Genomic DNA, 12,792 nt, shown 5'->3' on the forward strand with positions numbered 1-12,792 from the left:
TGACGAAGTGGAGGTGGGCCGTGCGGCCACTGGAGGGCATTGCCGTCGTCGAGCTGGGCATGTGGGTGGCGGCACCGGCCGCGGCCACCATGCTGGCCGACTGGGGCGCAGATGTGATCAAGGTGGAGGCGCCGACCGGCGACCCCAACCGCTACACCCTGCGCCATGTCGGCCAGGAGATCGACAGCGCACCGCCGTTCGAGACGGACAACCGCGGCAAACGCGGGATCGTCCTGGATCTGCGTGCGGAGGACGGCAAGGCGCACCTGGAGCAACTCCTCGAGTGCGCGGACGTGTTCGTGACCAACCTCCGGCCGGGCGCCCTGGAGCGGCTCGGCCTGTCCCCCGACGAGATACGCGCACGCCATCCCCGCCTGGTCATCGGCACGTTGACCGGGTACGGCTGGACGGGCGCCGAACGCGACCGGGCGGGCTACGACGTCTCCGCCTTCTGGGCCCGTCCCGGCATCGCGGCGATGCTCAACCCGGCCGGGGAGCCGCCGCCCGGCATCCGTCCCGGCCTGGGCGACCGTACGGCCGCGGCGAACCTGGTGGCCGGCGTGCTGGCCGCGCTGCTCCGTCGCGAACGCACCGGGGAGGGCGGCGTGGTCGACGTGTCGCTGCTCCGCTCGGGGACGTACGCCAACGGAAACGACCTCGCCCTTCAGAACTTCTTCGGCAAACGCGGCCGTACCCGCCCGCGCACCGAGCACGAGTCGCCGCTCTACAACTCCTACCGGGCCGCCGACGACCGCTGGTTCTGGCTGGTCGGCCTGGAGGGCAACCGGCACTGGCCCGGCGTGCTGAAGGCGCTGGGCCGTGCGGACCTGGCGGACGACGAACGGTTCGCGACGGGCAGGGCCCGGCGGGGGCACGTACGCGAGCTGATCGCCGTGTTCGACGAGGAGTTCGCGAAGCGGCCGCTGGCCGAGTGGGCGGAGCGGTTCGACGCGGAGGGCGTGTGGTGGGCGCCCGTGCAGACGCTGGCGGAGGTGGCGGCAGATCCGCAGGCGGAGGCGGTCGGCGCGTTCGTCGAGCAGCCGGGCATGGGTGAGGCGCCTGTGCTGCGCACCGTGGCAACGCCCGTCGGTTTCTGGGGCGTTGACGACAAGCCGCGCACGGGTGCGCCGACGCTCGGCGAGCACACCGACGAAGTACTCAACGAGCTGGGGAGGTAGGTCGTGGGCATCCTGGACGACAAGGTCGCGATGGTGACCGGCGGTGGAAGGGGGCTGGGCCGGGCGCACTGTCTGGCCCTCGCCGAGGCGGGCGCCACCGTGGTGGTGAACGACCTCGGCTCGGGCGTGCACGGCGAACAGACCGGCGACTCCCCTGCCGACGACGTCGTTGCCGAGATCACCAAGCTCGGCGGACGGGCCGTCGCCAACCACGCCTCGGTCACGGACTGGGCGGCCACAGAGGCGATGGTGGCGGACACGGTCGCGGAGTTCGGACGGCTCGACATCGTCGTGAACAACGCGGGGATCGTGCGCGACCGCATGCTGTTCTCGATGAGCGAGGCCGAGTTCGACGCGGTGATCGCCGTCCATCTGAAGGGCACGTTCGCCCTGACCCGGCACGCGTGCGCGTACTGGCGTGAGGCGTCGAAGCGGGGGGAGCGGGTCGCCGGCCGGGTCATCAACACGACCTCCGGGACGGGGCTGTTCGGCAACCAGGGCCAGTCCAACTACGCCGCCGCCAAGGCCGGGATCGCCGGTCTCACGGTCGTCACCGCACTGGAGATGCGCCGCTACGGCGTCACCGCCAACGCCATCTCGCCGATCGCGACCACCCGGATGACCGAGGGCCTGGCGGTCGGCCAGGCGGAATCGACCGTCGACGGCTTCGACCCCGGAGACCCGGCCAACGCCTCGGGTGTGGTCGTGTACCTGGCCTCCGACGCCGCGTCCTGGCTCACCGGGCAGGTGCTGCGCATCGAGGGCAACCGGCTCAACCGACTCCAGGGCTGGACCGTGACAGGAGTACACCCCAGCACGTCCGGCCAGGCCCTCACGCCCGAGGAACTCCTCGAAGCCGTACCGCAGTTGTACGGCGCCGCCCCCGCCGGACGTGCCACGGGGGTCGGCCGGTGAAGGGCCAGGACGCCGCCGCGCTGGTCCTCCGTGCCACGCTCGGCCCGATGCTGTTCGCGCACGGCTGGAACAAGGTCGCCGGGCCGGGCGGGCTGAAGGGGACGACGGGCTGGTTCGAGGCGCTCGGGCTCAGGCCGGCCGAGGTGCATGCCCGGATGGCTGCGGGCACCGAGATGGCGGCGGGCGCGGCCATCACCCTGGGCGCGGCCAATCCGCTGCCCGCCGCGGCGGCGGTGGGCTTGATGACGGTGGCCGCCCGGACAGACCACCGCGGCAAGGGCTTCTTCGTCTTCAAGGGCGGCTGGGAGTACGTCGGTGTCGTGGGCGGCGCGGCGGTCGCGCTGGCCTCGCTCGGCAACGGCCGGTACTCGCTGGACGGGCTGCTGGGGCGCCGGCGCGCGGGAGCGGGGCCCGCGGTGCTGGCCGCCGGGGTCGGGGTGGCGAGCGCGGCGGCGCTTCTCGCCGTGTGCTATCGGCCGGTTCCCGATGTCCCTGACGATCCCTACGTTCCCGACGAGACAGAACAGTGAGCCAGGGAGGCGACATGGACGCGGATGACTTCACCGCGGTGCTGTCCGAGGTCCGGCGTTTCGTCCGCGAGCGCGTCGTGCCGCTGGAGGCGGAGATCGACGAGAAGGACGAGATGCCCGCGGAGATCCGCGAGGCGGCCAAGAAGATGGGCCTGTTCGGCTTCGCGCTGCCCGAGGAGTACGGCGGGCTGGGGCTGTCGATGTACGAAGAGGCCCGGCTGATGTTCGAGTTGGGCTACACGACCCCGTCCCTGCGCTCGATGTTCGGCACCAACAACGGCATCGCCGGGCATGTCCTCATGGTCGGCGGGACCGACGCGCAGAAGGCGCACTGGCTGCCGAGGATCGCCTCCGGAGACGTACTGGCATCCTTCGCGCTCACCGAACCGGACGCGGGCTCCGACCCGTCGACGCTCACGACGAAGGCCCGCCTGGACGGCGACAAGTGGGTGATCAACGGCGCCAAGCGGTACATCACCAACGCCCCGCTCGCCGACGTCTTCATGGTCTTCGCGCGGACCGACGACGAGGCTCCGCGCACCCGAGGCATCTCCACCTTCCTGGTCCCGGCCGGTACGCCCGGTCTCACCGTGGCGCCCAAGGACCAGAAGATGGGCCAGTTCGGGGCCTGGACTGCGGACGTGTACTTCGACGCCGTACGCGTACCGGCCGAAGCCCTGGTCGGCGGCGAGGCCGGCCTCAACAAGGGCTTCGCCACGGCGATGGGCTGTATCGCACACGGCCGGGTGCACATCTCGGCCCTGATGGTGGGGATGGCCGAGCGCCTGGTCGACGAGTCGGTCGCGTATGCGAGCACCCGCAGACAGTCCGGGAAACTCATCGGGTCCTTCCAGCTCATCCAGGGCCTGATCGCCGACTCGATGACCGACTACTACGCCGGGCGCGCCACGGTCCTGGAGGCGGCCCGCGGCTTCGACGCCGGGACGGACACCAAGATCGGCCCGTCCTGCACGAAGTACTTCGCCAGCGAGATGGTGTGGCGGGTCGCGGACCGGGCGGTGCAGATCCACGGGGGCGCGGGCTATATGCGCGGAGTCGCCGTGGAGCGCTTCTACCGCGACGCCCGGCTGTTCCGCATCTACGAGGGCACCAGTCAGATCCAGCAGGTCATCATCGCCAAGGCGCTGCTCGGGGAGGCGGCTCGCGGCTGAGGCCAGCGGGATCGGGCGCTCGAACGGCCGGTACCCCTGCCACCTCTCCGGCGCCGGCGGGCTGACGCGCGCCTCAGATGCCCAGCCGGTCCAGCAGTCGCTCGTGATAGACGGCAGGGCCGCCGAACAGCAGCTGGGAGGACTTGGCCCGCCGGAAGTACAGGTGGGCCGGGTGCTCCCAGGTGAAGCCGATGCCGCCGTGGACCTGAATGTTCTCCATCGCCGTGAACATGTACGCCCGTGAGCAGCAGGCGTGGGCCACCGCGGCGGCGACCGGGAACTCGTCCGAGTCCTCGGCGGCGAGCAGCGCGGCCTCCCGGCTCGCGGCCTCGGCCAGCTCCACCTGGACCAGCATGTCGGCGCACTTGTGCTTGACGGCCTGGAAGGAGCCGATGGGCCGGCCGAACTGGTGCCGGGTGCGGGCGTATGCGGCGCTCTCCTCCAGACAGCGGCGCGCCCCGCCCGCCTGTTCGGCGGCGAGTCCGACGGCGGCGATGTCCAGGACCTGGCGCACGATCCGCTCGCCCGCGCCCTCGGCGCCGACGAGCGTCGCGGGTACGGCGTCGAAGGTCAGCCTGGCCATCGCCCGGGTGGCGTCCAGCGTCTCCATCGGCTCGGCGGTCAGACCCGTGGCCGTCCGGTCGACCGCGAACAGGGAAGGACCCGCGACGGTACGGGCGACGACGAGCATCAGATCGGCCGTCGTACCGTCGATGACGAAGCTCTTGGCGCCGGTCAGGCGCCACCGGCCGTCCCCCACGGCTCGTGCGGTGATCAGGGCGGGGTCCCAGGATCCGGTGTCCTCGGCGACCGCGAGCGTGGCCGTGGTCCGTCCGGCGGCGATACCGGGCAGATGACGGGCGCAGGCCTCGTCGTCGCCGGAGGCGAGCAGGGCCGGGACCGCGAGGACGACCGTGGCGAAGAAGGGGGCGCAGAGCAGGGCGCGGCCCATCTCCTCCAGGACCACGCCGAGTTCGACCATCCCGAAGCCGTCACCGCCGTACTCCTCGGGGACGGTCAGCGCGGGCAGCCTCAGCTGGTCGGAAGCCTGCGCCCACACCACCGGATCGAAGCGCTGCTCGCTCTCCATGAGCTTGCGGACGGCTTCCTCGGACGACTTGGCTTCCAGGAACTCCCGTACGGCCGCCCGCAGTTCACGCAGGTCGCTGTCGTCGGCGGTCACGACCGCACCTCCTTGGGCAGGCCGAGAACGCGTTCCGCGAGGATGTTCTTCATGATCTCCTCGGTGCCGCCGAGGATGCGCAACGCCGGGGTGGCGAGGAGGAGTTCGGACCAGGCGTACGTGCCCCACTCGCCGGTGTCGGCGACGCTCCGCGGGCCCAGGACGTCGGACGCGAAGTGGGCGGCCCGGGTGAGGTTCTGACCGTACATCAGCTTGGAGACGGACCTCTCGGGGCCGGGCGTGACTCCCGAGCGCAGGGCGCGGGTGGCGCGGGCGTTGAGGTAGCCGGTGGCCATGACGTCCACGAGGAGTTCGGCGAGGCGGGCGCGCAGGGCCCGGTCCTCCCAGGTCCAGGTGGCGCGCATCAGGGCGGCCAGGTGGTCCGGGGAGAGAGCGGCGGCCACGGGTCCGGCGCCCTCGCCGCCGACCGTCGCGCGCTCGTTCATCAGCGTGGTCAGGGCGACCGTCCAGCCGGCGTCGATCTCGCCGAGGCGGTGGTCGTCGGGGATGCGTACGCCGGTGAGGAACACCTCGTTGAAGTCGGCGCCGCCGGTCATCTGCCGCAGGGGGCGCACTTCGACGCCAGGGGCGTCCATGGGCACCAGGAAGGCCGTGATGCCTCGGTGCTTCGGCGCGTCCGGGTTCGTACGGGTCAGGGCGAGGCCGAGCTGGCTGTGCTGGGCGACCGACGTCCACACCTTCTGCCCGTCGAGCACCCAGTCCTCGCCGTCCCGTACGGCGCGGGTGGTCACGCTCGCCAGGTCGGACCCGGCGCCGGGCTCGCTGAACAGCTGGCAGGCGATGGCGTCCCCGCGGTACATCGCGGGCAGCCAGCGGTCCTTGAGGTGTGGTTGGGCGTGCGCGAGGATCGTCGGGCCGATCATGCCCAGGCCGACCACGCTGAGTGTGCCGGTGTCGGGGACGTCGTACTCGGCCTCGATGGTGTCGTAGACGACGTCGTGGACCGGGGTCAGGCCGCGGCCGCCGTACTCCTCGGGGCCGGTGATCCAGCCGAAGCCGTTCTCGTGGCGGATGCGCTGCCATGCGCGGGCCCGCTGGACGTGCCGGAGATCCTCCTCGGGCGGGAGGCTGCTGAAGTACGCCATCGAGTCGTCGCCCTCGCCCCAGGTGAAGGCGGTGCGGTCGGGGGCCTTCGTCGCGTGGGCGTCGAGGAAGCAACGTACCTCGGCGGTGAAGTCCTGCATGTCGTCGTCCATGTGCGCTCAGGCCCTCACGTACTCAGGATGGTGACCGCCGACACGCCGGGGGCGCCGTACAGATGTGTGTAGCCGACGCGTGGTGTGCCGGGGATCTGCCGGGCCCCGGCCGTGCCGCGCAGCTGGAGCACGATCTCGTGGATCTGGCGCAGTCCGGACGCGCCGATGGGCTCGCCGTTGCCGAGCAGGCCGCCGTCGGTGTTGACGGGGAGCCGGCCGTCGATCTCGGTGGCGCCTTCGGCGACGAGGCGTTCCTGTTCGCCGTCCTTGCAGAGCCCGTTCTCGGCCATGTGGATGACCTCCGACCCGGCGTCCGTGTCCTGGAGTTGGGCGACGTCGACGTCCTCGGGACCGATGCCCGCGCTCTCGTACGCCGCCTGCGACGCGTCCACGGTGGGGCTGGCCGCCGTCTCCCCGACCGGGAAGGACGGGCTCTGCACCTCGAAGGCACCGAGGCGGCGGCTGCGCAGGGCGGTGGCGCGGACCCGGATGCGAGTCGAGGTGTACTTGTGGGCCTGGTCGGCGCGGCACAGCACGACCGCTGCCGCGCCCTCGTCCGGGCCGCAGTACATGTACTGGCGGAGGGGGTGGTTGAGGACGGGTGAGGCCAGGATCTCCTCCGCCGACAGGGGCGTACGGCGCCAGGCCTTGTCGTTGCCCGCCGCGTTGCCGAAGTTCTTCGCCGCCACGCGCGCGAGCGTCTCGTGGGAGATGCCGTGGTCGTGCATATAGCGGTTGATCTTCATGCCGAAGAAGTGCGTGGTGAGGAAGAGTCCCGTCTGCCCGTACCAGGAGGGGATGCCCGCCACGGACGGGTCGGCGGCGAAGGCGCCCCGCGGATGCTTGTCCATGCCGATGGCGATGGTGAGGTCGTGCTCGCCGGTCTCGATGGCGCGGGCAGCCAGGGCGACTGCCGTACCGGCCGTGGCACAGCCGTTGAAGACACCGCGCAGCGGTACGCCGGTGAGGCCCAGGCGACCGACGATCGCGTCCGGATTGGCGACCTCGTAGCTGCCGATGTAGCCGCCCTGGATCTGCGGCCAGCTCACGCCCGCGTCGGCGAGGGCCATCCGGACGGCATCCGTGCCCATGTCCATCGCCGGCTTGCCCGGGAACCGGCCGAAGGGGTGCAGCCCCACGCCGATGATGACGGCTTCCATCAGACCTCCTCCTCGACCGGGGCGAACGCGAACGTCATGACGTCGGTGCCGTCGTCCTCGACCCGGTAGGGCACCAGCGTCAGCCGCATCTCCTGGCCGATCGCGAGCTTCGCCGGGTCGGGTTCGGTGAGGCGGGCCTCGACCAGCAGCTCGCCGGGGAGTTCGACATAGCCGACGGAGTACGGCTCGAAGGAGTCCGGCCCGTCGTACGGCGGGGACGGCGGGCGGAAGTTCTGCGTGGTGAACGTCCACAGCGTGCCGCGGTCCGACAGCAGCCGCTCCTTGGAGACGTCACCGCCGCACCGCAGGCACAACTCGGCGGCGGGGAAGGCCACTTCGCCGCAGGCCGTGCACTCGGAGCCGATGAGACGAGGCTCGGCGTCGGTGGTGAACAGGCCCTCGGCGACCGGTTTCCGTGTCGTCATGTCAGCCCCTCCGGTTGCCGAGCGCGTCGGCGTTCGGGGCCGCCTTGGCCACCAGGTTCGGGACGACGGAGGTCAGTTCCTCCGGTGTCCAGCGGGACTCGGCGCTCGCTCCGGGTCCGTTGACCCAGCCCTCGAGTACGGTGATCCGGTTGCCGACGGCTCCGAAGACGCGGCCGGTGACCTCGCGCGAGGCGGCCGAGCCCAGCCACACCACCAGCGGCGAGATGGCCTCCGGGCTCAGGTCCTGGCTCTCGGCGGCCTGCTTCATCACCTCGATGTCCTCGGTGAGCCGGGTGAGCGCGGTCGGCGCGATGGCGTTCACCGTCACTCCGTAGCGGGCGAGTTCGGCCGCGGCCATGATCGTGAGGGCGGCGATTCCGGCCTTCGCGGAGCCGTAGTTGGACTGGCCGGGATTGCCGAAGACACCCGAGGGCGAGGTCGTGTTGATGACCCGGGCGTCGTTGGCGTGGCCCGCCTTGGTGCGTGCGCGCCAGTGGGCGGCCGCGTGGTGCAGGGTGGCGGCTGTGCCCTTGAGATGGACGGCGACGACGCTGTCCCAGTCCTGTTCGGTCATCGACACGATCGTCCGGTCGCGCAGGATTCCGGCGTTGTTGACCAGCACGTCCAGCCCGCCGTAGGTGTCCACGGCCTGGCGGACCAGGCGCTCGGCGCCGTCCCACGACGCGATGTCGTCGGTGCTGGGCACGGCCTCCCCGCCGGCCGCGATGATCTCGTCCACCACCGCCTGGGCGGGCCCGGCCGAGGCGCCCCCTCCGTCGCGGGCACCGCCGAGGTCGTTGACCACGACCTTCGCGCCCTCGGCGGCGAAGGCCAGCGCATGCGCCCGCCCGATCCCGTTGCCCGCACCGGTGACGACCACGACCCGGCCGGCGGCCACTCCTTCAGACATCTCTTCAACTCCTAGGTGATGACGGCGAGTCGGCGAATGACACGCGCGGATCGTCGCTTCCGCATCCGCAGCGGCCGGTCTCCATCCGCCCCGGCAGGCCCAGCGGGGTCTCGGGCAGCCTGGAGGCGCGCCCCTCCCCCGCGGCCAAGAACAGCTCCCCGTCCCGCGCGCCCACCCGCCACTCGGCCGCGTTGACGTGCGCACCCGACCGCTCCGGGCACTCCAGCGCAAGGGCCGGTCCCACGGGCGCGAGCAGAAAGGCACTGACACCGGCCGCGCGCAGTACCGGCACCGCGGCGGGCCGGGCGAGCACCACGGGTGTCGTACGGAACATCTCGCCGAGGTCGGCCGTGCCGCTGAGGCCTTCCAGGGTCTCGGCGGTCAGACCGATCACCGCGTGCGGGTCGAGCTCACGGTGGAACACGGACGTACGGCGGTGATCCCAGCCCATCGCCTCCGCGATGCCGTACGTCACCTTGAGCTCGCGCAGCGCGCCGATGACCGAGTGGCACCAGAAGCCCTCGAAGCCGGAGGAGGTCAGCAGGGCCCGCTGTCCGGCGGTGAGGCCGTGGCCGCGCAGCCGGTCGGTGACCCAGGCGGTGTCGCGGGTGATCTCGGCCCAGGTCAGCTCGGCGTCGACCATGCCTGCGGCCGCCGGGAAGCGTACGAGGTAGGCGAGTTCGGGACGGTCCAGGTCCCTGGCCCGGGCGAGGGTGTCGGCGCGTGCCATCAGCTCTTCACCACCCGGGGGAACTTGGCGACGCTCGGCATGGTCCGCAACAGCTCCTCCTCGGTCCGCAGGTCGAGCACCGGCTTCACCCCGGTCCGCTCGCGCACGGCTTCGCTCAACCGCCCCTCCAGGGCGTCGACATCGGCGGTGCGCCCGGGGTCGTATCCGACGCGCAGCCGCAGCTCGTCGACCTCACGGCGCGCCCGGACGATCTGGAACACCCCCGCGCCCGTCTCCGGCTGGTCCTCGACGGCCTGCCAGATGTCGCGCAGGACCACCGAGCGCCCGCGTACGAGGGTCTCGTCGCCGCGCCGCCCGGCCACCCACATCCGGGCGTGGGTGCGGCCGCAGCCGCAGCGGTCCCGGGACAGCCGGACCAGGTCCTCGCTGCGGTAACGGATCAGCGGGGCGGCCCGGTTGTCGAGGTCGGTGGCGACGAGTTCACCGAGGTCGCCCTCCGTGACGTCGTCCCACTCGTTGCCCTTCACGTCGACGCACTCGGCGAAGACCGTGTCCTCCCAGAGGTGGAAGCCGTCGTGCTCACGGCACTCCCAGGCGGTGCCGGTGTCGGCGGCGCTGGTGTACTCGTAGACGTCGATGCCCCAGTCGCTGACGATCCGCTCGCGCATCTTCCGGCTGAGCGGCTGGCCGGCGCACGAGGCACCCTTGAGGGAGGAGAACGCCTCCTTGAGGTCGGTCTTCTCGGCCAGATGCTCCAACTCGACCATCTGTGGATACATCATCTGGAGGTAGGCCGGGCGGTACTCGCGCAGCGCCTCGACGACGTCGGCCATCCGGCCCATCCAGGTGTCGACCTCGATCACCACCGCGCCGAGCGCCTGGTAGCCGGGGTCCATGAGGTTGCGGAAGGTGCCGGGCGGGCTCAGCACCCGGTCGCCGGGCCTGAGGCCCAGCTCCCACAGGTCCCGCACCTGCGCGGTCACCAGGGGCGGCGCGCCCTCCCAGATCTCGGCGAAGAACTCCGGGTCTCCGGTGGTGCCCGAGCTGGAGGACACCGAGGTCAGCTCGTCGGGCCGTACGCACAGCAGACCGCCGAAGGGGTCGCCGGTGCGGGCCCGGTGGGCGCGGATCATGTCCTTGGTGATGAAGGGGACACGGGTCCGGAAGGCGTCCAGGGAGCGGATGTCCCGTGGGTGCACCCCATGCGCGTCCCAGAGCTCGCGGTAGAAGGCGGAGTGGCCGTAGGCGTACTCGACGAGCTCCAGGATGCGCTCCTCCTGGAGCGCGCCCAGCTGCTCGCGGGGCATGGTCTCCACCTGTGGCTCGAAGTACCTGTCACCGACCATGGCGCCTCCTCGCGTCCCGGCTGCTCAGATGTTCCAGCTATCAGCGCAATCAGTCAACTAATTCGACGGAATCTACTTCCACTCTCGCATGCCGTCGACTTATATAGTTAACTATTAGAACTCATTGAAGCACTCGGAGGTGCCGCTGTGAAGATCGTTGTCTGCGTGAAGCACGTGCCCGACGCGACGGCGGACCGGACCTTCACCGAGGACGGAACCACCGACCGCGACTCGGTCGACTCACTGCTGTCCGAACTCGACGAGTACGCGGTCGAACAGGCCCTGCGGATCGGCGAGTCGGGCCCGGACGACGCGGAAATCACCTACCTCACGGTGGGTCCCGACGACGCGAAGGACGCGCTGCGCAAGGCACTCGCCATGGGCGGCGACTCGGCGCTGCACATCGACGACGAGGACATCCGGGGCAGTGACGCCTTCGGCACCTCGCTGGTCCTCGCCAAGGCGATCGAGCGGCACGGCTTCGACCTGGTCGTCTGCGGGATGGCCTCGACCGACGGCGGCATGGGCGTCCTGCCGGCGATGCTGGCCGAGCGCCTCGGCGTCCCGGCCGTCACCCACCTCGACGAGGTCACGGTCGCGGAGGGCTCGGTCTCCGGGCGCCGGGAGGGCGAGACCGCCTCCGTGCGGGTGCACAGCGCGCTGCCCGCCGTGGTGTCGGTGACCGACCGCTGCGGCGACGCCCGCTACCCCTCCTTCAAGGGGATCATGGCGGCCAAGAAGAAGCCGCTGGAGAGCCTCGACCTGTCCGGTCTCGGCATCGAGCCGGAGCAGGTCGGCCGGAGCGCGGCCCGCTCCGCCGTGGACCGTGCGGTCAAGCGGCCGCCGCGCACCCAGGGGGAGATCGTCGCCGACGAGGGGGCGGGCGGCTCCGGACTCGCCGTGTTCCTCACTGCCAAGAAGTTCATCTGACACCGAAGTTCATCGGACATCGTCGAGCCAGGAGTGCATCACTGTGGCTGAGATCCTCGTACTCGTCGACCACGTCGACGGAAACCCGCGCAAGCCGACCCTCGAACTGCTCACGCTGGCACGCCGGTTGGGGGAACCGTCGGCCGTCTTCCTCGGGGCGGGCGGGGACACCACCATCGAGACCCTCGGACGGTACGGCGCACAGAAGGTCTACGTCGTGGACGCCCCGTCGGTCGACGAGTATCTCGTCACCCCGGCCGTCGACGCCCTCACGCAGATCGCGGCGAGCGCCGAACCGGCCGCGATCCTGCTGCCGTCGAGCCTGGACGGCAAGGAGACCGCCGCACGCGTCGCGCTCCGGCTGGGGTCCGGGCTGATCACCGATGCCGTGGACGTCACCGCGCGCGACGGCGGGCCGGTCACCGAGCAGTCCGTGTTCGCGGCGACGTACCAGGTCACCGCGCATGTCACCCAGGGCGTCCCGGTCATCACGGTCAAGCCGAACGCCACCGCCCCCGAGCCCGCCCCTGCCACCCCGGCGGTGGAGAAGGTGGACGTCACCTTCGGTCCGGTGTCCGCCGCCGCCAAGGTCGTGGACCGCACGCCCCGTACGCGCAGCGACCGGCCCGAGCTGACCGAGGCCGACATCGTGGTCTCCGGTGGGCGGGGCGTGAACGGCGACTTCTCCGTGGTCGAGCGGGTCGCCGACGCCCTCGGCGCGGCCGTCGGCGCCTCGCGGGCCGCGGTGGACGCCGGCTGGTACCCGCACAGCCACCAGGTGGGCCAGACCGGCACCCAGGTCTCCCCGCAGCTCTACCTCGCCGCCGGGATCTCCGGCGCGATCCAGCACCGGGCCGGCATGCAGACGTCGAAGACGATCGTCGCCGTGAACAAGGACGAGGACGCGCCGATCTTCGAGCTGGCCGACTACGGCGTCGTGGGCGATCTGTTCCAGGTACTGCCACAGCTGGTGGACGAGATCGACAGGCGCAGGGTCTGAGACTTCCCCGCAACGGGCCCATACATCTAAAGTAGCTAACTGATTCAGTCCATTGACCCGAAGGAGCGTCATGACGGAGATCCCGGCCGACTCCGGGGACGCACGGGTCCGGGAACCCTACGGCCGGCGCGGCCG

Annotated in this window: 13 protein-coding genes; 6 read left to right on the top strand and 7 right to left on the bottom strand. The window is 71.3% G+C overall.

Going from position 1 to position 12,792, the window contains the following annotated elements; translation table 11 throughout:
• Positions 1 to 20 precede the first annotated feature (20 nt).
• Genes KCH87_RS41535 through KCH87_RS41550 form a run of 4 tightly spaced genes read left to right on the top strand, consistent with a single transcriptional unit; the run spans position 21 to position 3,795 of the window.
• Entirely contained in the window at positions 21 to 1,178 is a 1,158-nt protein-coding gene (locus tag KCH87_RS41535) for a CaiB/BaiF CoA-transferase family protein (protein WP_210593108.1), read from the top strand.
• Positions 1,179 to 1,181: 3 nt separating this feature from the next.
• Positions 1,182 to 2,093, top strand: coding sequence for an SDR family NAD(P)-dependent oxidoreductase (locus KCH87_RS41540; protein WP_210593109.1), 912 nt, complete (start codon positions 1,182 to 1,184; stop codon positions 2,091 to 2,093).
• On the top strand, positions 2,090 to 2,623 hold the full coding sequence (locus KCH87_RS41545; protein ID WP_210593110.1) for a DoxX family protein: 534 nt from the start codon (positions 2,090 to 2,092) through the stop codon (positions 2,621 to 2,623). Before KCH87_RS41540 ends, KCH87_RS41545 begins: the two co-directional genes overlap by 4 nt.
• Positions 2,624 to 2,637: 14 nt before the next feature.
• Complete coding sequence (locus tag KCH87_RS41550; protein WP_210593111.1) at positions 2,638 to 3,795, top strand: acyl-CoA dehydrogenase family protein; 1,158 nt, start codon at positions 2,638 to 2,640, stop codon at positions 3,793 to 3,795.
• A gap of 73 nt (positions 3,796 to 3,868) precedes the next feature.
• Here KCH87_RS41550 and KCH87_RS41555 read toward each other — a convergent pair whose 3' ends face one another.
• Genes KCH87_RS41555 through KCH87_RS41585 form a run of 7 tightly spaced genes read right to left on the bottom strand, consistent with a single transcriptional unit; the run spans position 3,869 to position 10,727 of the window.
• The gene (locus KCH87_RS41555; RefSeq protein WP_210593112.1) at positions 3,869 to 4,978 is read right to left on the bottom strand and encodes an acyl-CoA dehydrogenase family protein; all 1,110 of its coding nucleotides are present in this window, start codon (positions 4,976 to 4,978) and stop codon (positions 3,869 to 3,871) included.
• On the bottom strand, positions 4,975 to 6,195 hold the full coding sequence (locus tag KCH87_RS41560; protein WP_210593113.1) for an acyl-CoA dehydrogenase family protein: 1,221 nt from the start codon (positions 6,193 to 6,195) through the stop codon (positions 4,975 to 4,977). The genes KCH87_RS41555 and KCH87_RS41560 overlap by 4 nt, the downstream gene beginning before the upstream one ends.
• A gap of 14 nt (positions 6,196 to 6,209) precedes the next feature.
• Complete coding sequence (locus KCH87_RS41565) at positions 6,210 to 7,358, bottom strand: thiolase family protein (RefSeq protein WP_210593148.1); 1,149 nt, start codon at positions 7,356 to 7,358, stop codon at positions 6,210 to 6,212.
• Entirely contained in the window at positions 7,355 to 7,780 is a 426-nt protein-coding gene (locus KCH87_RS41570) for a Zn-ribbon domain-containing OB-fold protein (protein WP_210593114.1), read from the bottom strand. The genes KCH87_RS41565 and KCH87_RS41570 overlap by 4 nt, the downstream gene beginning before the upstream one ends.
• 1 nt (position 7,781) lies before the next feature.
• Positions 7,782 to 8,690, bottom strand: coding sequence for an SDR family oxidoreductase (locus KCH87_RS41575; protein WP_210593115.1), 909 nt, complete (start codon positions 8,688 to 8,690; stop codon positions 7,782 to 7,784).
• A gap of 4 nt (positions 8,691 to 8,694) precedes the next feature.
• Positions 8,695 to 9,420, bottom strand: a complete 726-nt coding sequence (locus KCH87_RS41580; protein ID WP_210593116.1) for a hypothetical protein — start codon at positions 9,418 to 9,420, stop codon at positions 8,695 to 8,697.
• Positions 9,420 to 10,727: a phenylacetate--CoA ligase family protein gene (locus tag KCH87_RS41585; protein WP_210593117.1), complete on the bottom strand. Its 1,308-nt coding sequence runs from the start codon at positions 10,725 to 10,727 to the stop codon at positions 9,420 to 9,422. Before KCH87_RS41585 ends, KCH87_RS41580 begins: the two co-directional genes overlap by 1 nt.
• A gap of 147 nt (positions 10,728 to 10,874) precedes the next feature.
• Between KCH87_RS41585 and KCH87_RS41590 the strand changes: the two genes are divergently transcribed.
• Together KCH87_RS41590 and KCH87_RS41595 are read left to right on the top strand one after the other, a co-directional pair.
• On the top strand, positions 10,875 to 11,657 hold the full coding sequence (locus KCH87_RS41590) for an electron transfer flavoprotein subunit beta/FixA family protein (protein WP_210593118.1): 783 nt from the start codon (positions 10,875 to 10,877) through the stop codon (positions 11,655 to 11,657).
• Positions 11,658 to 11,700: 43 nt separating this feature from the next.
• Entirely contained in the window at positions 11,701 to 12,657 is a 957-nt protein-coding gene (locus KCH87_RS41595; protein WP_210593119.1) for an electron transfer flavoprotein subunit alpha/FixB family protein, read from the top strand.
• Positions 12,658 to 12,792: the final 135 nt, after the last annotated feature.

The organism is Streptomyces sp. GESEQ-35, assembly GCF_017948485.1.
GTDB lineage: Bacteria > Actinomycetota > Actinomycetes > Streptomycetales > Streptomycetaceae > Streptomyces.

Excerpts from the sequence above, each read along its gene's own strand:
- KCH87_RS41580 (WP_210593116.1), bottom strand. The coding sequence starts at position 9,420 with ATGGCACGCGCCGACACCCTCGCCCGGGCCAGGGACCTGGACCGTCCC.
- KCH87_RS41570 (WP_210593114.1), bottom strand. The coding sequence starts at position 7,780 with ATGACGACACGGAAACCGGTCGCCGAGGGCCTGTTCACCACCGACGCC.
- KCH87_RS41585 (WP_210593117.1), bottom strand. The coding sequence starts at position 10,727 with ATGGTCGGTGACAGGTACTTCGAGCCACAGGTGGAGACCATGCCCCGC.
- KCH87_RS41575 (WP_210593115.1), bottom strand. The coding sequence starts at position 8,690 with ATGTCTGAAGGAGTGGCCGCCGGCCGGGTCGTGGTCGTCACCGGTGCG.
- KCH87_RS41550 (WP_210593111.1), top strand. The coding sequence starts at position 2,638 with ATGGACGCGGATGACTTCACCGCGGTGCTGTCCGAGGTCCGGCGTTTC.
- KCH87_RS41560 (WP_210593113.1), bottom strand. The coding sequence starts at position 6,195 with ATGGACGACGACATGCAGGACTTCACCGCCGAGGTACGTTGCTTCCTC.